The organism is Rahnella sp. PAMC25617, from assembly GCF_050606005.1.
In the GTDB taxonomy this organism is placed as follows: Bacteria; Pseudomonadota; Gammaproteobacteria; order Enterobacterales; family Enterobacteriaceae; genus Rahnella; species Rahnella variigena.
Genome location: NZ_JBOCUM010000005.1, coordinates 184,865 through 205,558 on the forward strand (window position 1 = coordinate 184,865; position 20,694 = coordinate 205,558).

Consider the following 20,694-nt stretch of genomic DNA (forward strand, 5'->3'; position numbering starts at 1 on the left):
ATTACATATCCTTGGGTACCGTAATATTCCATGTCGTATCTAGTCTGCCGGACTTAGCGATTTCGCGTTTACCGCTACCTAACTCATAAAGATCAGGCTTGAGATATTTAAACCAGGCATGGTTGTGACGCTGTGCCAGCCACAGGAAAAGACGTTTGGACTTTATACTGCCGCTTGCCTGGAGCAGAAGTTCAAGTTTGCGAGGGGAGAGTGTCGAAAGCCCCTGCATGATTTGGTCAGCATGCTCAAAACTGATAGCTTTGGGCACGTCTGAGAGAAGTTCGAGCATAGCTTTCTCAGGCGCGGAATAGAGCATTGGCGACAGCGATTCCTGCCACTGACTTTCACGCAGAAATCTTTTGTCCGCCATGACCGAATCAGGCCATAAACGTCGCGTGCTGTGCCCTTTAAAACTGGCGCGCCCGGTGATTTTATTTAGCCACGCTGGAAGTGGACTGGAAGAATAAAGGCTGACTGGTACGACCTGACCCTTAAGCTGATAATGTGCTAACCCTTCCAGGTTCAGGGCAGTCAGACCGCCTAAAGTGACGGGCGTTGGGTGCATACGCTGAAGCGAGGTTACGATCCCTTGCCAGGTTAATGGCGATTCATCACGTGTATACACGCCGGGTGCAAGCATCAGCAACGTCCGGCTTTTTACTGCGTTATCGATAAAATGTCGTGGTAATCCCTGTTCTTGCAACCACGTTTTTGTGGTGACCAGACCATAAGGGAGTAACGTTTTCAGATGTTGTCTCGCCTCAGTGTTAAGCATAAAAAACCACCGGTTTACAAAATGGATAATCCACGGCGATTATTGACGCATATTTTTATTTTTGTAAACCACGATCTGAACGGGATGAGCTGCCCCGTATTATTGCTGGCGCAATGTAACCTGTCTGCGGACGGTAAACCAACGGGCTAACCGCGAAAATGAGGTGCGCTTTCCAGAGAAATTTCAGGCGTTGCAGCGGGTTACATCAAGCACGTTGATCAAAAGCGTCCCGTTATCTTCAGGACGCCTCTTCCTTATCAGAACCCGATGTTCACCCGGATCATGATCATCTGCGAGCGGCTGCGTGCCTCATCCAGCCCGAGCGTGCCCTGATAGGCGATGCCCGGCGTAATGTTATGCGGCAGCAGGAAATCCAGCCCCATGCCTAACACCAGATTTTCCTGACTGTCGCCGTAGACATCCGCACTCCACGTATCATTGCCGGAATCGGCGTAACCCAGACGGGCGCGGCCCGGATCGCTGAAAGCCTGCGTGTATTCGAAACGACTTTGCCAGCGCAGCACCGACCACGTCAGTGGCAGTGCGTATTGGGTGCGAACGCCGAGCGCGCCGGTCACATCATTCAGTACCTGGGAGGCGAAAGCCAGATCGTAGGCATCGGCGCTGGATTCCGTGTAGCTGTCGAGCCGGGTGCGAGACAATTGCAGGCGTCCGTATGGCGAAATCAGCAGGTCGGGCAGACGATAGTCATAACCCGATGTCAGAGCCCCAAATACCTGATAACCGCCACGGTCGCCGCGGGCGAATTGATCCATTTCTGTCACATAACGACGGCTGTCGTAGTCCAGACGGCTGTATCCGAGCAAACCATCGATAAAGAAACGGCTGGGATGATAGCTGCCATAAAGCGCCGAGCTGATGGATCGGCCGTTGCTGCGGGAACCGCTGTCACCGATATCGCTAACGTCTCTGCCAAAACCAATCCCCATACCTGCGGTGAAAGTCGGGGTGAACTGGTAGTCCGCGCCGGTGCTGATGCCGGCCAGCGTGTGACTGAAACTCACACCGTCTTTCCCTGAGTGGCCGAAGTCAACAAATCCGCCGGTCCAGTAATTGATACGCGAGTTCGCACCCTTAAGCGGATGCTGCGCGGCGTTTTTATCGGTCAGTTGCGGCAGTTCAGGCTGCGGACGATTGTGCTCCCACGCGGTGTCCCACAGCGTGTCATCGTTGCCGCGTTCCTTTTTAGACGCTGGCATATTGAAACGGATGCCGTTCATATCGCTGCGCGCACTGGCCGGGTTGTGCAGCGTTTCCAGACGATCGCTGAAATTGCGGATTTGCGCACGCGCGAAATTTTGCGCCGACTGAATCTGCGCGCTGACCAGGCCGAGCACATCCGGATCTTTGGACGGGTCAGGACGTCCTGCGATGGTCAGCGTCACGGTCGCTGGCACAGATTGCGAGTCTTGCGTCAGCAGCACATAACGCAGTACCACCGTGCCGGAAGCCTGAGCCGCAGCCTGGAAGTCGAGATAAATATTGTTGTCGCTTTGTTCCAGTGCCGCACTGCCGAGCGTTGCCGCCGGAGAATCGACAAGACGCGCACCGGTGAACGGCCCGCCGGTGGCATTTTCTGTGAGGTTTACCCGCACGGATTTGCCAGCCAGAACGGAGGCCGCATGGCTGACGCCCACCGGCTGCGCGCTGGTAACGTTTAGCGTGTACGCGACCTGAGCCGTTACGCCGCTGGCGTCGGTGGCGATCAACGTAAAGCTGTTGTTTCCCGCTGCGGAAGGGGTTCCGCTCAGGGTGTCGCCGCTCAGTGTTAATCCGGCAGGCAATGTCCCTGACACGCGGTACTGATACGGTGCCGTGCCGCCGGTTACGCTGAACGTCTGACGATAAGGCGTGCCTGCGCGACCATCGGTCAACGCGCCGCTGGCAGGCGTAAAGGCCAGCGATACGGCAGTGATATTCAGCGTGACCGTCGCCTGTGCTGCGCCAAAACTGTTGGAAGCGCTGTAAATGAAACTGTCACTACCGGAATAACCTGCAACCGGCGTGTAGCGGATTTTAAGATTCTGGATGCGCGCCGTGCCGTGTGCGGGTTGCTGCACAATCGCCAGTGACGTGACTGCGCCGCCCGACAGCACCGGCTCGATCAGATTCTCACTGGTATTGGCCGCCACGCTCGAGGATACCGCACTGACCACAGGTGCCTGTCCGGCAACGGTCAGTGCGTAGTTTACGGTGCCGGTGATCCCGTGACTGTCCGCGGCACTTACCTGAATGGTATAAGTGCCGGAAGCGGCGGGTGTACCGGAAATTTCACCCGTGCTGGCGCTGACGGAGAGTCCGGCGGGCAGGCCGGATGCGCTGTAGGTGTATGGGGCGGTGCCGTTGCTGGCAGTAATGATCTGCGACCACGGCGTACCTGCGGTGGCTGCGGGTAATGCGCCGCTCGCAGGCGTGAAGCTGAGCGTCACGCTGGCTACGGTCACATTCACCGTTGCAGCGGATGAAGTTCCCCAGTTATTGCTGGCGGTGTAAGTGAAACTGTCGGTACCTGAATATCCGGGCGCAGGGGTGTAACTCAGTGAGGTACCCGAAGCCGTTGCCGTGCCGTGAAGCGGAGCGGTCGTAACGGTGACTGACGTTGCGACGCCGCCAGACAGTGCCGGCACAATGGCATTGTTGCTGCTGTTACCGGTAACTGTGGTGCTGACCGCACCCGCGACCGGTGCCTGCCCGTTAACGGTTATCGTATAGCTTTGGTTTCCGGTGGCAGCATTCGCCGTATCGTGCGCCACGACGGTAATGTTAAAGCTGCCCGTTGCAGTCGGCGTTCCCGAAATTTCGCCATTCAATCCCAGTGTTAATCCGGCAGGTAACGCATCCCCGGTCGTGAACTGATAGCTGCCTGACCCGCCGGTTGCCGTCAGTGTCTGGCTGTAAGCGGTGCCGGATGTGGCAGAAGGTAAGGTGACAGGCGACAGCGTAATTACCGGCGCGGCGACATTCACGCTGACGGTCGCTGGCGCGGATGTGCCCCAGTTGTTGCTGGCGGTATACGTGAAAGTGTCCGCACCGAAATAGTTTTGCAGCGGCGTATAAAGGGCAGTTGAGCCTGAGAATACGACCGAACCGTGTGCAGGTGCCGCACCCTGTGCCACCAATGTCGCTGCGCCACCGGAAAGGGGCAGGGCAATCGTATTATTACTGCTGTTAAACGCTACGCTGGCGCTGGCAGAACCGGCGACCGGTGCTAATCCGTTGCGTTGAACCTGAACAGAATAGCCGGACGTGGTGGTGCCGTCGGCAGCCGTCACGGTGACGGTGATCGTGTTACTGCCTTCACTTAACGGGATCGCCCCTGACGTACTACCGGAAGTGACGGAAGTTCCATTCACTTTTACGGTTGCGGTGCTGTCGGTGGTCACTGGTGTCAGCGTAATGCTGGTCACGTTATTGGCGACGGTTGCGCTGTAAGAGGTTGTCCCGCTGGAAAAGGTCGGGGAAAGCGAACCGGTTGAAAGTGACAGCGCCGAGAGGCTGGCATCGGTGGATGCGCTGACCGGTGAGGTACAGGAAACGCTGAGAGGGCTCAGGTAGCCGTGGCTGGTGGTGATGCGAAAGCGAACTCCCGCACTCGCCAGTTGTGACCCTGTCACGGTATAAGAATGAGTACCTGCCGTGCCGCCGGTGACGTAGTAGGTTGAGAATGTCGACTGCGCATAATTCGTCAGGCCGAAGCTGTCCGTGTCTGTCATCTCGCTGTTCACACCGGCGCCAGAATCTGAAAACGTCAGCGTTAAGGTATCACTGGTATCAAACTGGCTGGCTTGGTAAGCCTGACTTGAAAAGTTCGCGGTAGAAAACGTGCGGTTATTCAGCGCCGTACACCCTGCCGATTGAGCAATGGCCTGGGATACAGAGAAGAGTGATAACAAAAGAAAAGCGCAGACAAAACGGGCAAAGCGCCCGGTCGCGCGGCGATGGCGAGTCATGTAAATTCCCTGAGATATTCTGACGTGCAGGCGTCTTTTTGTGTGGTTGTTTTGGTGATGTTATAAGAATGTTCCTAATGCCATTGCTCAAATAGCGAGTAAAAAACGGCTAATTCCGGTGAGATCAAAAGGGATGACGTCAGGGTGTGTCAGTCGCAATCGGGGGATGAGTAGTCAGAAGGGCGTTCAGAGAAATGATATTGAAAGGCGAATTAAATAAAAAAGCCGCAGACCTGTCCGGTATGCGGCTTTTTATATTTTACTTAAACTGTCAGGAAACATCAGTCATAGGCCACTTTATGGTTGATATGATAAAACGTCGCGGTGGCCGCCATGACGTGTTGTTCCTCTTTACCCGGTTTATGGGATTCCACATTAGTAATGTGATAACCGACCGCACCTGCATCTAACGCTTTTTTAACAATCGCATTGTTGAGTTCTTCCATGGAAGTAGCCCAGGAAACCGTTGTTACACCAACAGCTTGCAGGGAGGCTATTTCACGATGTGATAATCCGCTGCGGATCAAAACAGGCTTAACAGACTTCGGATAGAATATGGATAAAACATCATTTACTAAGCCTTTCATGGAGTTATTCCTCAAGAGTTCACTGTCTGAATCGGGTATTACGTTGCCGTTAGTTAACGGGCACAACGTTAATAAACACCTTTTCATGTGACGAGCTTTAGCTTTAATTGCTAATTTCTTGTTAAGAAGGGTTTCGCCACAATTAACGCGATTTTAAAAGAAGATGCTTTCATTTCGTTACAGGTTCGTTATTTTTGACATGAATAAAAGGAAGGGAAAAGATAACGGGCACTTTCGCGCCCGGATGAGATTTCTTTTATACCCTTTACGGAGCGCGGCGGGTGTTATTTCCGGTTGCTCCACACGGTCTGCACGTTACAGAACTCGCGTAAACCGAAGTGTGAAAGCTCACGACCATAGCCGCTTTTTTTCACGCCACCGAACGCAACACGCGGATCGGATGCACTGTAACCGTTGATAAACACACCACCGGTTTCCAGCTCATTCGTCATCTGTTCCGCCCGCGCAAGGTCCGTTGTAAAAATTGTCGCACTCAGGCCAAACTCGCTGTCATTAGCCAGTTCGACGGCATGGTCTGCATCGCGCGCCACCGTGATCGCGGCAACCGGGCCGAACAGTTCCTGGCGAAATGCGGTCATTTCAGGCGTCACATTGCTTAAAATAGTCGGCGCATAGAAATTACCGTTTCCGGCAATTTTCTCGCCGCCGAGCAGCAGGGTTGCGCCTTCTGCCAGCGTATCCTGAACCTGTTTATCCAGTTCATCACGCAAATCATAACGCGCCATCGGGCCGATATAGGTCGCGTCATCCAGCGGATCGCCCGTCACCAGCGCCTGAGTCGCGGCAACAAATTTTGCGGTAAACGCATCCAGCACCCCTTCCTCAACGATAAACCGCTTGGCTGCGGCACATACCTGCCCGGTATTTTGATAACGACCGGCAACCGCCGCTTTTACCGCTTCATCCAGACTGGCGTCATTAAGCACGATGAACGGATCAGAACCGCCCAGTTCCAGCACACATTTTTTCAGGGACTTACCTGCCAGCTCTGCAATTGCCGCACCGGCACGCACGCTGCCTGTCACCGTCACGGCAACGACGCGCGGGTCAGCAATCAGTTCTGCCACTGCCGGATTTCCGACATTAATCACACCGAACGCACCGGCGGGAAAACCAGCTTTCAGCGCGGCCTGTTTCACCAGATACGTGGTGCCCATCACGTTCGGCGCCGGTTTTAACAGGAAAGTATTACCCGCCAGCAACGCCGGCACGGCACCGCGTAAAATCTGCCACACCGGAAAATTCCACGGCATAATCGCCAGGATCATCCCGGAAGGGCGGTAATGAATGTGCGCCTCGCCGTTATCGACCATCGTCGGTTCCGGTGCCAGCATCGCCGGACCGTTTTTAGCGTACCACTCACACAATCCGGCTGATTTTTCCACTTCAGCGCGTGCCTGTTTCACCGGCTTGCCCATTTCGAGGGTGATCATGCGGGCGATGTCTTCGCTGGCGGAGCGCAGTTCTGCGGCCAGATTGACCAGCAGCGTGGCACGCTGTTGGACGTCAGTTTTGCGCCATTGCTTAAATGCTACGCTGCCCTGCGAAACCGCTGCTTCCAGTGCCAGCGTGGTGTCAAAAGGATATTCAGCGATACGTTCGCCGGTGAACGGATTTTGCGAAATGGCATGTGTTTGTGAATTTGTCGTCGTCATTGTCTATTCCTCGTTGAACCAGTGCGTTCAGAATAGAGGGTTGCGTGTTTTAATAAAAATGAATAAAAATAAGTAAACCATTCACTTTTTGAGAAAGCTTATGAATCTCTCACAGCTTGAGATGTTCCGTGCCGTTGCTGAAACCGGCAGTATCAGCGCCGCTGCACAGCGGGTACATCGTGTTCCGTCGAATCTGACAACACGCATTAAACAGCTTGAGGCGGAGCTGGGTGTCGAATTATTCATCCGCGAGAATCAGCGGTTACGTCTTTCGCCAGCAGGGCGTAATTTTCTCGATTACAACAACCGGATCCTGGATTTAGTGGAAGAAGCGCGGTTGTCGGTGGCCGGAACAGAACCGCAGGGGATTTTTGCACTGGGGGCGCTGGAAAGTACCGCCGCCGTGCGTATTCCGGCGTTGCTGGCGCGATATCATCAGCAGTTCACCAAAGTTGAACTGGCGTTGAGTACCGGTCCGTCGGGTGAATTGCTGGATAAATTGCTCGAGGGCGAGCTGGAGGCAACGTTTGTAGACGGGCCCGTCCTGCATCCTGTGCTGGATGGTGTGCCGGTATACCCGGAGGAAATGGTGATTGTCGCGCCGCTGCATCATGCACCGGTCACACGCGGACAGGACGTAAACGGAGAAATTGTGTATGCATTTCGCTCCAACTGTTCTTACCGGCGTCATTTTGAAAGCTGGTTCGCGGATGATGGTGCAGCGCCGGGGAAAATTTACGAGATGGAGTCCTATCACGGCATGCTGGCCTGCGTCATTGCAGGTGGCGGACTGGCGCTGATGCCACGTAGTATGCTGGAAAGTATGCCGGGCAGCAGTACGGTGAGTATCTGGCCGCTGGCTGACAATTATCGTTATCTGACGACCTGGCTGGTGTGGCGGCGGGGGATCCTGACCAGAAACTTGTCTGAGTTTGGGAAGATGGCCAGGGAACTGACAATCAGCCTTCAGCTACCTGCAAAATGATCTGCCAGTCCAGCGCAAGTTTCAGCGCTACACAGCCAGCACAAACAACAAAAATGGTTTTGAACATAACGGTCAGGGGTCTTATTTTGTGATTTAAGTCTCATTTTACCGTCGGAGTTGTTTAATCGCTTCTAAAAAATGGTGCAGAAGATGCTTTTTCTAACCCGTTTTACCGAAATGATTATTCAGAAAAGAGTAATGCTTCGCACGTAAAGACCAGACTTTGACAAATTTGTACATAATAACAACATAGTTTATTCACGTACTGACACTATTATCAAAGTGTGCAAATTGTGATTAATAATATTTTTCTGGCGTTTTTTAGGTGTTTAAAGTGATTTCTTCGTAAAAGTTTTAATTACTCAGCGACAACAAGTTGTTATGAGAGGGGGTATTAACAATTAAAGAAAAAGAGTGGCGACTGCCACCGTTGTGTCACGGTGAATAATATTATGCTGGCGCAATTGATATCATTATTTCTTTGTGTAGAATCAGGGTCACTAATTTAATGATACCCCTCTAAAGTGAGCACATCATGGACAACGCGTTAAACGTTTTGAATAATATCCGTACACTTCGGGCACAGGCTCGTGAAATGCCACTCAGCACTCTGGAAGAAATTCTCGAGAAGCTGACTGCAATTGTTGAAGAATCACGCGAAAATGTGAAAGCGCGCAGTGCGCAGCAGCAGGAACGTGACGAAAAATTACTGAAATACCGTGAAATGCTGGCAAACGACGGCATCGCTATTGATGACCTGCTGGGTCACCAGACAACCAAAGAATCCGGTAAAGCCAAGCGTAAACCACGCCCGGCAATCTATGAGTATACCGATACCGACGGTTCTAAAAAAACCTGGACCGGCCAGGGCCGCACTCCTTCTGCCATTAAAGCGGCACTGGATGGTGGTGCAACATTAGAGAGTTTCCTGATCGCGCGTTAATCAGGCTACCGATGTGTTCAGTGTTTTCTGCCTTGCAAACTGCGGGGCAGATAACACACTTTTTTGCCTCTTCTTTCTCACTGCGCTATTCCCTTTTTTAACATCGTAATACCCCTGCATTCGATCATTTCTCGCCGGTGCTCATTCCTCTTAATGTAAGCTTAAGTCTCAGCAAGTATGGTTAACGTCTCTTCGTTTACCGGAAATGCTATGCGTACCCGATATTCTTCCGTTCAAATTTTGCTCCACTGGCTGGTGTTTGTTTTAGTGGTATTGACCTATACCACGATGGATATAAAAGGGTGTTTTGCAAAAGGCACGCCCTTGCGGGAGTTATTAGCCCTGACGCATTACAGTCTGGGATTTTGCGTATTATTTCTGATGTGTATACGGCTTTTTGTTCGCGGGATGTATGTTACGCCACCGGTCAAACCCGCGTTGCCGCGCTGGCAGCATTATTTTTCTGGTGGCGCGCAGATTCTTATATATCTGATGTTTCTCAGCTTACCGGTGATGGGTATTTTGTCACAATATTATGGCGGGCATGACTGGACGATGTTTAACATCCTTATGCCGAAAAGCGTGTTTCCGGATTTACCGTTACAGAAGCTATTAAAAACGCTGCATGAATGGCTCGCTAACGCGGGGTATTACCTCATCGGATTACATACTCTGGCGGCTCTCTGGCATCACTATCGCCGGCGCGATAACACGCTGATCAGGATGTTACCTTCACGAAAATAGCCCGCGGGTGCGTGGATCAATGAAACCGTTGCAAGGTTCTGGTATCAACAGACCGATTAACGTGACGGAAGGAGCAATGATGATATTCAGTGCGAGGGGGCACATTGCCTGCTTATGAATGCGGCAGTATTCTAAAGCCCTGCTAATCAAATGGATATTGAAAATGGATACTACCGAAACGCTAAACGGGACGTACTTCTATCACGGTCATGCCAATGTAAGCGCTCAGGAGTTATTTTGGTTGATTTTTGCGGAGTCCTTTGCTGAGCATCAAGGGCTCGCTATAGAAACCTCTGCGATGATCATTGCAGGCTGGCCAATTCTTCCAAAACCGAAGGGATTGGGGGATTCAACCTGGGGGACCAGCGTCGCTTCAAAACTTTCTCGAAGAATTTTTAAAGATATGCGCTTTGTTGAACCAGTGGCAACACCTGTAGGTTTCATGAAAACCCGCATGACGAAAAGTGTTGGTGCTGCTGTCGGGCGTTACGCGCCGTATGTCGGAGGAACAATTCCTGCCATGATCATATTTGGAATCATAGCCAGAAAAACCAGGAATAAATATAATCTGATTGCACGGCCGAAAGACCGTATTGAATGGACGTATTTCTGATGGTAGATGAGAAAGAGATTTTAAGTTATATCACTGATAAATATAGCGTACGGAAGCAAAAAGTTCTTAAAGAATGGACCTTTCAGGAGCATTTTAATTATCTTCAGGAAGAATTAGAAGAAATGTTAGTAGATTTGTTTACCCGGTACGGTATTTCTTACGATAACTTTAATTTAGATAATTATTTTGAACCAGAATGGCCTGTGTGGTTATGGTGGAAGAAATTACAACGTCGAGTTTACAAGCCGCTTACGGTCGAGATGATTATCGAATCCGCAAAGGCGGGTCGTTGGCTATATGATTAAGGGGCGGTATGCCCCTTTTCACATTATGCAGTCTGGCGGTCATCCCATGAATCAGCATAGATGATATTGCCATCGTTATGCTTCCACGTAATTTTCTCGTAGCGTAATTCAACAGATTCCATATGGTTTTCATTAGGATTGCTTGAATGACCCATTACTGGGGAAATAGAGACAATCCGGACACCTTCTAACAGCATGTTGAAATACTCAACTTCCTGACCTGCATCATTGATCCGATACCATTTGAATTCAGCCGAAGCAAGACATTGACCCGTTGCCACTGCTTTGTAGATATACGGGCTTGAACAGTCAAAATCTTTCACCAGCATCATAGGGGAATGAATACGTGTTCCCGTAATTTTCCCTGTACGATCATCAGTTGGCGTCATCAGATTATGATGGAATCCTTTTACTTCAATGCTGTATTCCCGCCCGATAACATCCACACCGCCTTTAATCAGTGCGTCGCCATCGTCTTTGAGCCATAAATAAGCTGGTATAGCCATTTTCAAAAATTCCATTTTTAAAAGTGAGGCTTAAAAGTATTCCTTTGTTCAGCGGGGTACAATTATCAAAAGTCGTAGTTGCCTGATTTTCAGATGTTTATTACTGATAGCGGGGCTCCTGCTGCGTGAAGCGCCCGCACATAGAATTCCCTTTGCCTGCTTATGAACACAGCAGTATTCTAAAACCCTTCTAATCAAATGGACATTGAAAATGGATACTACCGAAGAACTTAATGGAACCTACTTCTACCATGGTCATGCCAATGTAACTGCGCCAGAATTGTTCAACATGATTTTCATTGAAAGTTTATCTGATTACTTAGGTTTAGATACTTCGGCAACAGTGATGATTCTCATTGGGCAACCTTGGATCCCCGTCTCAGGAAAATTATCGGCTGCAACAAATACGCCAGGAACGAGCGTCATTTCAAAAATAGCCAGAGCGATGTTTAAAGAAAAGAGGTTGCCATTCGGGTTGCGACTGGAAGCACCAATGGGTAAAGGCTCAAAGATGAAGATGGTTCCTACCAGTAAAATCGCTCCATTTATAGGTCGATGGACTCCGTGGCTAGGTTATGCCCAAATTGTAATAATGCTTCAATTAGTTTCCAAAAGGACCAGAGATAAATTTAACATTATCGCACGCCCATCTGACCGAATCGTATGGCCATCTTTCTAATGAATTTAGATAAAGAGATCTGTGACTACCTAACCGATAAATATGGGTTCAGGAAAAGCTGGCGGGATCCCGAAATTGTCCCTATCCAGAAATTTTGGTCAGTGCAAGATGATTGGCAACTGTTGCCCGAAGATTTGGCAGAGATATTGATTGATGTCTTTACTAAATACGGTGTTGATTATTCTAAGTTCGATATGTTGAATTACTATGAAGCTGAAAGGGCATTTTGGCAGAGAAAACCGCCCAAACGTGAGCTAAAACCATTAACCGTTGAAATGATCATTGAAGCGGTGAAGGCCAAGAGGTGGTTTTATGATGATTAAGGGGCATTTTGCCCCTTAATCACATTATGCAGTCTGGCGATCATCCCATGAATCAGCATAGATGATATTGCCATCATTGTGCTTCCACGTAATCTTCTCGTAACGCAACTCAACAGTTTCCATATGATTTTCATTCGGATTGCTGGCTGCTGCCATAGCCGGCGAAATAGACACTATCCGAACCTTTTCTAACAGCATGTTGAAATACTCAACTTCCTGACCTGCATCATTGATCCGATACCATTTGAATTCAGCCGAAGCAAGACATTGACCCGTTGCCACTGCTTTGTAGATATACGGGCTTGAACAGTCAAAATCTTTCACCAGCATCATAGGGGAATGAATACGTGTTCCCGTAATTTTCCCTGTACGATCATCAGTTGGCGTCATCAGATTATGATGGAATCCTTTTACTTCAATGCTGTATTCCCGCCCGATAACATCCACACCGCCTTTAATCAGTGCGCCGCCATCGTCTTTAAGCCATAAATAAGCTGGTATAGCCATTTTCAAAAATTCCATTTTTAAAAGTGAGGCTTAAAAGTATTCCTTTGTTCAGCGGGGTACAATTATCGAAAGTCGTAGTTGCCTGATTTTCAGATGTTTATTACTGATAGCGGGGCATTATCCACATGTATTTTGAATGCGCCCGTTCAGCGTTGAAATTTGCATGAACAGGCGGAAAGGTTTTACTGTTTTAAGTAGTTCTTCTGATAAACACACAAATGTGTATAAGCGGCCTGCAGATGCGGTACGCTAATGCCCACACGCGTTGCGCGCTCTACTAAATCACCAACAATCTGCTCCGCTTCGATCGGATATCCCTGCATCATATCGCGGTACATGGACGAGGTTTGTGGCGAGTGTTTATCCGTCACCGCTTCCCTGACTTTTGCGACCGCCGCCGCGCGTTCCGCGTAGCCAAAGGCTTTCATAGTGGTCAGCGCCTCGGTGACAATAGCCTGGGCGAACTCTGTTCCGCCCGGTGCTGAAGCTACCTGACCGATATTGCCGCGCATGGAGCAGGTGATGGCGCCGAGGCTTGAAAGCAGCAGCCACTTCTCCCACAAATCCGTAATAATCGTTTCAGAAAGGATGGCTTCAACGCCTGCGCTCTGAAACGCCTGATCGACTTTCAGAATGCGTTCGGTTTTTTCGCCGGAGAGTTCGCCATAAATAATCTGGTGCAATGGCGTCATCTGATGGACATGGCCGTCGGCATCCAGCGTTGCATTAATTTTGCATAATCCGCCGATCAGGGCGTGCTCGCCGAAACGCAGACTCAGCGTCTCCATGTGTTTCATGCCGTTGAGAACCGGCATCACCATGGTATTCTCACCGACAACCGGCGCGATGTCTTTCATCGCCGCTTCCAGCCCGAAGCTTTTAACGGTCAGTAAAATCAGGTCATAGGGACCGGTGAGCTGCGAGGCCTGTAAGACATTAGGCTGGAAATGGAAATCACCGTGCGGACTGTGAACAGTCAGCCCGTTTTGCTCAACCGCAAGCGCGCGTTTTTCACGTAAAAGAAACGTCACATCCTGCCCGGCCTGCGCCAGACGTGCCCCGAAATACCCGCCGGTCGCACCAGCACCCACAACTAAAATCCGCATATGTTTTCCCCTGTTACAAGTCATTCAGAAACCCGGTGTCTGATTAAACTACGGGAGGAGGGCTGCACGGATCAAGGGGCTGTGATGAAAGAAGGTTTTTTGAAGATTTTACCGCGTGATACTATGCGCAATCATTATTTCAAAAGGAGCACTGAATGGCAGGTTATCAGCCTCCGTACACTATCACACCGCAGATCCTCAGCCGTGTTGTGGACGTCGGGGAATTGCTGGGGCGCTGGGCTGCACATGCTGAACACTCATCTGTGCTTCTGCGCAAAGAAAACCGTATCCGTACTATTCAGGCTTCACTCGCTATCGAACATAACAGCCTGTCCACGCAGCAGGTGACGGCCATTATGGAAGGCAAGCGCGTGCTTGCGCCGCAAAAGGATATTCAGGAAGTGCGTAACGCCATCCTGACTTACGAACAATTACCGGCGTGGAAAAGTCATCGTCTTGATGATGTCCTGAAAGCCCACCAGACGCTCATGCTCGGACTGGTGGATGCGCCGGGACACCTTCGCACTGGCAATGTGGGCGTGTATCGCGACAACCAGCTGATTCATATGGCACCGCCTGCGGGGCAACTTTCCCGTCTGATGTCTGATTTGCTGAACTGGCTAAAGGAAACGGATATCCACCCGCTCATCGCCAGTTCGATTTTCCATTATGAGTTTGAATTTATTCACCCGTTTGCCGACGGCAATGGCAGGATGGGACGCTTATGGCAGACGCTGATCCTCAGTCAATGGCGACCTGAACTGGCCTGGCTTCCGGTTGAAACGCTGATCCACAATCAGCAGCAGGACTATTACCGCATATTGGGCGAATGTGATCGCGCCAGTGACTGCACGGCGTTTATCGGTTTTATGCTCGATAAATTGGCTGAAGCGCTGAGTGAAGGTATTGACACACAACTCTCCAGCCATAATCCCCGCCCGCAGGCAAAGTGATCGCTATTTTCCCCGCGCCAGCACCTTGCGGTACAACACCGGCAATGAAATCACCACGATCAGCATCGCGCCGACAATCACCGACATCACAATCCCCGGCACATTCAGCAGGCTGAGTCCAAAGGTCAGCAAGCCCATCAGGAACGCGGCGATGATCACGCCGGTCATGCTGCCGGATCCGCCGAGCACGCTGACGCCGCCGAGCACTGCCATGGTGATCACGCTCAGTTCCCAGCCGAGTGCCAGCGTCGGACGCGTACTGCCGAGGCGCGACGTCAGCAGCACTGCCGCCAGTCCGGACATTACACCGACCAGCACGAACAGCGTCAGGTTGTGGCGTTTCACGTTAATCCCGGAATACCACGCCGCGACGGGATTGTTGCCGATGGCATACGTACGGCGGCCAAAGTTGGTTTTATGCAGCAGGAAATAAAACACCGCGCTGAGTACCAGGAACAGGGCGAATTCAAACGACAGCGGCCCCCAGACATATCCCTGACCGAACCATGCAAAACTGGCGGGATATTTATTCAGCGACTGATCGCCGAGCAGCACATACGTGATGCCACGGAACAGGCTCATGGTGCCGATGGTAATCACGATTGACGACAGATTCAGCCGCGTCACAAGCAGCCCGTTGATCAGGCCGCATAACAATCCCACGCTCAGCCCGACGCCGACCAGCGCGGGAGTCGGCAAACCGACCTGCGCGCAGAAACCCATGATGGTGGAACTCAGCGCCATGGTGGAGGCGACCGACAGATCGATTTCACGTGCGATAATCAGCATTGCCATCGGCAGCACGATGATGGCTTTTTCGGTGAAGTTAAACGTCGCGTCCGACAGGTTCCAGATGTTGAGGAAATACGGCGAAGCGAACGCATTCACCACAAACACCAGTAGCGTTACCAGCAGCAAAAATCCTTCCCAGCACATCAGGCGGCGGAAAAACGGCGTGACGGACATGGTGGATTTTTCTCCGGCAGTTGAATGCGGCGTGTTGCGCGAAGTTAAGGTCTTACTCATGATCTTGCTCCGGTTTCAGTTCGCACAGGCTGGACGGCAGGAGAATGGCGCAGGATCAGCCGCCCCTTACGTTTATTGGCGCGTTCGTTGAGGATGACGGCTATCACAATCACGCCACCGGAAATCGCCATCTGCCAGAACGGCGACACTTCAATCACCGGCAGGGCATTGTTGATGACGCCGAGGAACAGCGCGCCGAGCAGGCAGCCGACCACCGAGCCGATGCCGCCCATGGTGCTGATCCCGCCGATGACGCACGCCGCGACAATCTGCAACTCAAAGCCGTTAGCCACATCCACATATGCAACAGCAAAACGTGAAATCCACAGATAGCCGCAGAATCCGGCCAGCGCACCGGAAAGACAGAAGCTGACAAACTGCATTTTACCGGCGTTGATGCCGGTGTAATACGCTGCCGTGGCGTTGCCGCCTGCGGTATACAAAGCGCGTCCGGTCCGGCTGTAATGCAGGAAATAGGCCACCAGAATCAGTGCTGCAATCGCACACCAGCCGAGCAGCGGCAGGCCGATAAAAGTGGCACGTGGCAGGCTGAGGAATTCCGGGCTCATCTGGTGAGCGTTGATCCAGCCGCCGTTGGAAAGCAGAAAGATAATGCCGCGATAAATGCTCATGGTGCCAAGCGTGACCACAATCGGCGGAATGCCTACTTTCCACACCAGCAGGCCGTTAATCGCGCCCATCACCAGTCCGAGAACTGTCGCCAGCACAACCAGCGACCACACCGGAATATCGGGATGATGGAAGTTAATCAGCGCGACGATCATGCCGGTCAGCGCCAGATTGGCGGCCATCGATAAGTCGATCCCTTTGGTCAGCAGCACCATCATCTGGCCGAGGGCGAGGATGATCAGAATCGAGGTATCGTTAAACATTTCAAGCAGGTTTCCGGCACCGACAAACTCCGGTGAACGCGCGCCGACGCCAAGCACCATCAGCACTATCACCACCGCCAGCAACAGCTCGCGATATTTGAGCAGGTTTTTGATCATGCTGCCTCCTCGCCCGCGCCACTGGCGGCACTGACAATCATTTCTGCGCTGGCTTCACCGGCGTTAAATTCCGCCACCATCAGCCCTTCATGCATCACAATGATGCGATCGGCCATGCCCATCACTTCCGGTAATTCGGATGACACAATAATCACCGCCAGCCCGCGGCCGACCAGTTCAGACATAAACTGATGTACCGCCGCTTTGGAGCCGATATCTATACCTTTAGTCGGCTCATCGAGAATGATGATGTCCGGTTTGGTCGCCAGCCATTTGGCTATCACCACTTTCTGCTGGTTACCGCCGGAAAGCGTACCCACCGCCTGTTTCCAGCTGGACGCTTTTACCTGCAAACGTCGGGCGTAATCATCCGCCAGCGCCCACTCTTTTTTGTCATTGAGCACGCCATGCGGATTCAGCTGACTGAGCTGCGGCAGGCTGATGTTCTGACTGATGGGCAAATCAATAATCGCGCCTTGTTTCTGGCGCTCTTCCGGCACGTACACAATCCCTGCGCGGATAGCCTGAGAAGGGCGGGAGAAATGTTGTTCTTTGCCATTGATCAGAATTTTTCCGCCACCGGGTTGTGTGACGCCAAACAGCGCCTGCATCAGCTCGGTTCTGCCAGCACCGACCAGCCCGTAAAAGCCGAGAATTTCACCTTTGCGCAGAGAGAAGTTAATGCCTGCAAACTCGGTCGGATGGCTGAGGTTTTGCACCTCGAGCACGGTGTCACCCGGCTCGCAGTTCACTTTCGGGTAAGCCTGACTCACTTCGCGACCGACCATCATGGTCACCATCTGCTGTTCGCTGATGTCGCTGATTTTGCCGGAACCGACATAACTGCCATCACGCAAAACCGTGTAGTAATCGGAAATGGAGAAAATCTCGTCGAACTTGTGCGAGATAAACAGGATAGCTTTACCCTCGCGTTTCAGGCGTTCAACAATCTGATAAAACTCAACAATTTCATGCTGTGACAGCGCGGCGGTCGGTTCATCGAGAATAACCACCTGGGCATCAAACGACAGCGCACGGGCAATCGCCACCATATGACGCTGCGCGATACTCAGGTCTTTCAGGGTGGCGTGCGGGTCAATGTTCACTTCCAGACGCATCAGAATATCGCGTGCCTGCTGATGCATCGCCGGCCAGTTCAGGCGTTTAAACAGCCCGCGATAGATGTAATGGCCGACAAAAATATTCTCGGTGACGGATAGCTCGTCGAACAGCACGGTTTCCTGATGAATGGCGGTGATCCCGACTTTGTGCGCGGATTCAGGATTCGGCAGTTTGATTGGAATCGCTTTATAATGCAGTTCGCCTTCATCCGGCTGATAAATGCCGGTCATGACTTTCACCAGCGTCGATTTTCCCGCGCCGTTTTCGCCAATCAGGGCGGTTACTTTTCCCGGATACAAATCCACGTGAACGTTATTTAACGCCCTGACACCCGGAAAGACTTTGCTGATGCCTTTTAATGATAAAAGCGGCGTCGTTGAGTCTGTCATTTCAGTTCCCCTGTCTGGCTAAGCACAACAAAACGGCTCACCGCATCACGATGAGCCGCATTCAGGATCAGAAGATTTTGGAGAATTTGTCGATGTTACTGGCGTCATAGACAAACGGTTCTGCCATCGCGCCGCTGCCGTCCGCATCGAGTTTCACTTTGCCTAAACGGCCCATGCTGGCTTCGGTTTTGGTGGCGGTGCCTTTGACTAAATCGTCTGCCAGATACGTTGCGGCGTAGCCCAGATCAATCGGGTTCCAGATGGCGAAACTTTTCGTTGCCCCGGATTTCACCGCACCCGCCATTTCAGACGGCAACCCCAGGCCGGTTACGTAAACCTTGCCGATTTTGCCCTGATCTTTCACCGCCTGTGCCGCCGCCACAATACCGACGGAAGACGGAGAAATAATCACTTTCAGATCCGGGTAGGATTTCAGCAATCCGATGGTTTCACGGTAGCTTTTATCTGACAGATCATCGCCGTAAGCGACAGTCACCAGATTCACCGAAGGATATTTCGGCAGCACCTTTTTCATCTCTGCGATCCACAGATTCTGGTTAGTCGAGGTTGGCGTGGCGCTGAGGATTGCCACATCGCCTTTTTCCACGTTCAGGGCTTTCAGCGCATCGGCGGCCAGTTTGACGTTAGTTTCGCCGATCAGCGCGTTATTGGAAGGATTGAGGTGGATCTGACGGCCATCTTTAGCAACGCCGGAATCCCACGACACCACTTTAATCCCGCGCTGCATGGCTTTTTTCAGTACCGGCACCAGCGCATCAGGGTCGTTTGCGGAGACGGCAATGGCATCGACGCCCTGCGCGATCAGGCCGTTCAGCACTTCAATCTGCGCTTCGGCGGTGGTGGTGGTCGGACCGGTATAAATTACCTTAACGTCCCCCAGTTCTTTGGCTGCCTGCTGCGCACCGACGTTAGCCGCCTCAAAAAAACCGTTGCCCAGCGATTTCGCTACCAGCGCAATTTTGACTTCTGCCGATGCCGCGCCTGCCAGCAGGATGCTGCTCGCCATCAGGGTAAGGCTCAGTACGTGTTTTAATTTCATTGTTGGTACTCCGCATGCTATTCGCATAAATCTGCAAAAAGTTTAACGACGAAAAGTTGCCGACGCGCCAGGCGCATGATCACGACTCTAGGAGGTTGCCTTCAGACTGACCTTTCCGCGAGTGCCAGTTCAGCGCCAACTATGGCAAAGATGCAAAGGTTTAAGCGAACAACCTCACAATTTGATAACAATTTTGTTTCGGTCATACCAAACGGTCAGAAAACCACACCTTACCGGTCTCTGAAGTCCGTACTTAAATAAGGTGTAAAGCCACGCGGTACGGCGGATGGCGCAGGATTTCGTAAGGAGGGAAATGTTTTGTTCAAAAGCGGCTGGCGGATCACAGTTTCAGCCTTATAGCCGCGCCGGTGACGACTAAGATATTACGATAATGTTAATAAGGAGTCGGAAATGACCGTGCTAAGCAGTAGTGAGTATTTTTCCTCAGGGGATTTTCCGGTCGCCATTGAACCCCGTTATCCGCAGGAAACGTTTCCCGAACATCATCATCAGGATTTCAATGAAATTGTGCTGGTCGAGCAGGGTACCGGCACGCACGTTTTCAACGACCAGCCGCTGATCCTCAGTGCCGGCAGTGTCTGTTTTGTCCGTCACAGCGACCACCATCTTTATGAAGATACCGACAATCTGCATCTGACCAACGTGCTGTACCGCAGCCCGAATGCGTTTCGTTTCCTGAATGGCGTCAGCGATTTGTTACCGCAGGAAGTGGACGGAATTTATCCGGCGCACTGGCGCATCAGTCCGAATCAGATAACTCAGGCCAAAACCCTGATTGACCTGCTCGCGCGTAAGCCCTTCAGCCTGTCACCGGAAAATCAGGCGCAGCAGGAGCTGTACTTTATGCAACTCCTGCTATTGCTGCGTAAAGGCAGCCGCGACGTGGGTTATCGCGGGCAGGGCGGTGACCTGAATAATTTGCTGGACTGGATGAACGAACATTACGACGAAGAAATCGACTGGCCGCAACTGGCTGCGCAGTTCTCGATGTCGCTGCGCACCTTGCACCGGCAGATGAAACAGCAAACCGGCTGCACGCCACTCAATTATCTCAACCGTCTGCGCCTGCTTAATGCGCGCAATATGCTGCGTTTCAGCGACAGCCCGATTACCGAGATCGCCCACAACTGCGGTTTTTGCGACAGCAATTACTTCTCCACATTGTTCAAACGCGAGTTTGGCTATGCGCCAAGAAGTGTCCGTCAGTAGATATCACCACAATTTGCAGAAATGTTATGTCGGGCAACCCGACCATGACATTTTTGCCATTTCTCAAAATTAAATGGCAATCACGGAAAGGTAAAAACCAGACGGATAGAACAGGCTGTTAAAACTTCACAAAAAAGAGCTTCTTTATTAACAACTCGTTCATCACCTCTATCCGTACCTTGGA

General features: G+C 51.6%; 19 protein-coding genes and 1 pseudogene. 9 read left to right on the plus strand and 11 right to left on the minus strand.

Going from position 1 to position 20,694, the window contains the following annotated elements; all coding sequences use genetic code 11:
* Position 1: 1 nt before the first annotated feature.
* The 4 genes from ACM615_RS05805 to ACM615_RS05820 form a co-directional block, all read right to left on the minus strand.
* A complete protein-coding gene (locus ACM615_RS05805) occupies positions 2-775 on the minus strand; it encodes a type IV toxin-antitoxin system AbiEi family antitoxin domain-containing protein (protein WP_431011606.1) in 774 nt (257 codons plus the stop codon).
* Positions 776-1,032: 257 nt separating this feature from the next.
* A complete protein-coding gene (locus tag ACM615_RS05810; RefSeq protein WP_431011607.1) occupies positions 1,033-4,746 on the minus strand; it encodes an autotransporter domain-containing protein in 3,714 nt (1,237 codons plus the stop codon).
* A 281-nt stretch (positions 4,747-5,027) separates the two neighbouring features.
* Positions 5,028-5,333, minus strand: coding sequence for a DUF1471 domain-containing protein (locus ACM615_RS05815; protein WP_112287418.1), 306 nt, complete (start codon positions 5,331-5,333; stop codon positions 5,028-5,030).
* A gap of 284 nt (positions 5,334-5,617) precedes the next feature.
* A complete protein-coding gene (locus ACM615_RS05820; RefSeq protein WP_426784676.1) occupies positions 5,618-7,009 on the minus strand; it encodes an aldehyde dehydrogenase family protein in 1,392 nt (463 codons plus the stop codon).
* 100 nt (positions 7,010-7,109) lie between these two features.
* Between ACM615_RS05820 and ptrR the strand changes: the two genes are divergently transcribed.
* The 5 genes from ptrR (at position 7,110) to ACM615_RS05845 (ending at position 10,599) form a co-directional block, all read left to right on the plus strand.
* Positions 7,110-7,994 (plus strand): putrescine utilization regulator PtrR, encoded by an 885-nt coding sequence (gene ptrR, locus ACM615_RS05825; protein ID WP_431011608.1) that lies wholly within the window; start codon positions 7,110-7,112, stop codon positions 7,992-7,994.
* 535 nt (positions 7,995-8,529) lie between these two features.
* Positions 8,530-8,937, plus strand: coding sequence for an H-NS family nucleoid-associated regulatory protein (locus ACM615_RS05830; RefSeq protein WP_112287421.1), 408 nt, complete (start codon positions 8,530-8,532; stop codon positions 8,935-8,937).
* 210 nt (positions 8,938-9,147) lie between these two features.
* Positions 9,148-9,681: a cytochrome b gene (locus ACM615_RS05835; protein WP_159281693.1), complete on the plus strand. Its 534-nt coding sequence runs from the start codon at positions 9,148-9,150 to the stop codon at positions 9,679-9,681.
* Positions 9,682-9,844: 163 nt separating this feature from the next.
* Complete coding sequence (locus ACM615_RS05840) at positions 9,845-10,294, plus strand: STM2901 family protein (protein WP_112287423.1); 450 nt, start codon at positions 9,845-9,847, stop codon at positions 10,292-10,294.
* Positions 10,294-10,599 (plus strand): DUF1493 family protein, encoded by a 306-nt coding sequence (locus ACM615_RS05845; RefSeq protein WP_240783363.1) that lies wholly within the window; start codon positions 10,294-10,296, stop codon positions 10,597-10,599. Before ACM615_RS05840 ends, ACM615_RS05845 begins: the two co-directional genes overlap by 1 nt.
* Before the next feature lie 23 nt (positions 10,600-10,622).
* Here ACM615_RS05845 and ACM615_RS05850 read toward each other — a convergent pair whose 3' ends face one another.
* Positions 10,623-11,105, minus strand: a complete 483-nt coding sequence (locus ACM615_RS05850) for an Hcp family type VI secretion system effector (RefSeq protein WP_431011609.1) — start codon at positions 11,103-11,105, stop codon at positions 10,623-10,625.
* A gap of 211 nt (positions 11,106-11,316) precedes the next feature.
* On the opposite strand from ACM615_RS05850, the gene ACM615_RS05855 reads away from it, so the two are divergent.
* Positions 11,317-11,784, plus strand: a complete 468-nt coding sequence (locus tag ACM615_RS05855; protein ID WP_129639622.1) for an STM2901 family protein — start codon at positions 11,317-11,319, stop codon at positions 11,782-11,784.
* Positions 11,784-12,107, plus strand: a complete 324-nt coding sequence (locus tag ACM615_RS05860; RefSeq protein WP_165353186.1) for a DUF1493 family protein — start codon at positions 11,784-11,786, stop codon at positions 12,105-12,107. The genes ACM615_RS05855 and ACM615_RS05860 overlap by 1 nt, the downstream gene beginning before the upstream one ends.
* 24 nt (positions 12,108-12,131) lie before the next feature.
* Here ACM615_RS05860 and ACM615_RS05865 read toward each other — a convergent pair whose 3' ends face one another.
* On the minus strand, positions 12,132-12,614 hold the full coding sequence (locus ACM615_RS05865) for an Hcp family type VI secretion system effector (RefSeq protein WP_159281692.1): 483 nt from the start codon (positions 12,612-12,614) through the stop codon (positions 12,132-12,134).
* A gap of 182 nt (positions 12,615-12,796) precedes the next feature.
* A complete protein-coding gene (locus tag ACM615_RS05870; protein ID WP_431011610.1) occupies positions 12,797-13,720 on the minus strand; it encodes a ketopantoate reductase family protein in 924 nt (307 codons plus the stop codon).
* Positions 13,721-13,875: 155 nt separating this feature from the next.
* Between ACM615_RS05870 and ACM615_RS05875 the strand changes: the two are divergent.
* Positions 13,876-14,637: pseudogene (locus tag ACM615_RS05875) on the plus strand (Fic family protein); the annotation flags it as partial.
* Between the two features lie 39 nt (positions 14,638-14,676).
* Here ACM615_RS05875 and ACM615_RS05880 read toward each other — a convergent pair.
* From ACM615_RS05880 to rhaS (ACM615_RS05895), 4 genes are all read right to left on the minus strand, one after another.
* Entirely contained in the window at positions 14,677-15,639 is a 963-nt protein-coding gene (locus tag ACM615_RS05880; protein WP_431011626.1) for an ABC transporter permease, read from the minus strand.
* A 56-nt stretch (positions 15,640-15,695) separates the two neighbouring features.
* Positions 15,696-16,709 (minus strand): ABC transporter permease, encoded by a 1,014-nt coding sequence (locus ACM615_RS05885; protein WP_159281686.1) that lies wholly within the window; start codon positions 16,707-16,709, stop codon positions 15,696-15,698.
* The gene (locus ACM615_RS05890; protein WP_431011611.1) at positions 16,706-18,220 is read right to left on the minus strand and encodes a sugar ABC transporter ATP-binding protein; all 1,515 of its coding nucleotides are present in this window, start codon (positions 18,218-18,220) and stop codon (positions 16,706-16,708) included. Before ACM615_RS05890 ends, ACM615_RS05885 begins: the two co-directional genes overlap by 4 nt.
* 67 nt (positions 18,221-18,287) lie before the next feature.
* Complete coding sequence (gene rhaS, locus ACM615_RS05895; protein ID WP_056779797.1) at positions 18,288-19,280, minus strand: rhamnose ABC transporter substrate-binding protein; 993 nt, start codon at positions 19,278-19,280, stop codon at positions 18,288-18,290.
* A 411-nt stretch (positions 19,281-19,691) separates the two neighbouring features.
* Here rhaS (ACM615_RS05895) and rhaS (ACM615_RS05900) point away from each other — a divergent pair, with 411 nt between their 5' ends.
* Positions 19,692-20,510: an HTH-type transcriptional activator RhaS gene (gene rhaS / locus ACM615_RS05900; protein WP_431011612.1), complete on the plus strand. Its 819-nt coding sequence runs from the start codon at positions 19,692-19,694 to the stop codon at positions 20,508-20,510.
* Positions 20,511-20,694: the final 184 nt, after the last annotated feature.

Excerpts from the sequence above, each read along its gene's own strand:
- ACM615_RS05850 (WP_431011609.1), bottom strand. The coding sequence starts at position 11,105 with ATGGCTATACCAGCTTATTTATGGCTCAAAGACGATGGCGACGCACTG.
- ACM615_RS05840 (WP_112287423.1), top strand. The coding sequence starts at position 9,845 with ATGGATACTACCGAAACGCTAAACGGGACGTACTTCTATCACGGTCAT.
- ptrR (WP_431011608.1), top strand. The coding sequence starts at position 7,110 with ATGAATCTCTCACAGCTTGAGATGTTCCGTGCCGTTGCTGAAACCGGC.
- ACM615_RS05810 (WP_431011607.1), bottom strand. The coding sequence starts at position 4,746 with ATGACTCGCCATCGCCGCGCGACCGGGCGCTTTGCCCGTTTTGTCTGC.
- ACM615_RS05835 (WP_159281693.1), top strand. The coding sequence starts at position 9,148 with ATGCGTACCCGATATTCTTCCGTTCAAATTTTGCTCCACTGGCTGGTG.
- ACM615_RS05865 (WP_159281692.1), bottom strand. The coding sequence starts at position 12,614 with ATGGCTATACCAGCTTATTTATGGCTTAAAGACGATGGCGGCGCACTG.
- ACM615_RS05830 (WP_112287421.1), top strand. The coding sequence starts at position 8,530 with ATGGACAACGCGTTAAACGTTTTGAATAATATCCGTACACTTCGGGCA.
- ACM615_RS05870 (WP_431011610.1), bottom strand. The coding sequence starts at position 13,720 with ATGCGGATTTTAGTTGTGGGTGCTGGTGCGACCGGCGGGTATTTCGGG.
- ACM615_RS05885 (WP_159281686.1), bottom strand. The coding sequence starts at position 16,709 with ATGATCAAAAACCTGCTCAAATATCGCGAGCTGTTGCTGGCGGTGGTG.
- ACM615_RS05880 (WP_431011626.1), bottom strand. The coding sequence starts at position 15,639 with ATGTCCGTCACGCCGTTTTTCCGCCGCCTGATGTGCTGGGAAGGATTT.
- ACM615_RS05845 (WP_240783363.1), top strand. The coding sequence starts at position 10,294 with ATGGTAGATGAGAAAGAGATTTTAAGTTATATCACTGATAAATATAGC.
- ACM615_RS05860 (WP_165353186.1), top strand. The coding sequence starts at position 11,784 with ATGAATTTAGATAAAGAGATCTGTGACTACCTAACCGATAAATATGGG.
- ACM615_RS05805 (WP_431011606.1), bottom strand. The coding sequence starts at position 775 with ATGCTTAACACTGAGGCGAGACAACATCTGAAAACGTTACTCCCTTAT.
- ACM615_RS05855 (WP_129639622.1), top strand. The coding sequence starts at position 11,317 with ATGGATACTACCGAAGAACTTAATGGAACCTACTTCTACCATGGTCAT.
- rhaS (WP_056779797.1), bottom strand. The coding sequence starts at position 19,280 with ATGAAATTAAAACACGTACTGAGCCTTACCCTGATGGCGAGCAGCATC.
- ACM615_RS05890 (WP_431011611.1), bottom strand. The coding sequence starts at position 18,220 with ATGACAGACTCAACGACGCCGCTTTTATCATTAAAAGGCATCAGCAAA.
- ACM615_RS05815 (WP_112287418.1), bottom strand. The coding sequence starts at position 5,333 with ATGAAAGGCTTAGTAAATGATGTTTTATCCATATTCTATCCGAAGTCT.
- rhaS (WP_431011612.1), top strand. The coding sequence starts at position 19,692 with ATGACCGTGCTAAGCAGTAGTGAGTATTTTTCCTCAGGGGATTTTCCG.
- ACM615_RS05820 (WP_426784676.1), bottom strand. The coding sequence starts at position 7,009 with ATGACGACGACAAATTCACAAACACATGCCATTTCGCAAAATCCGTTC.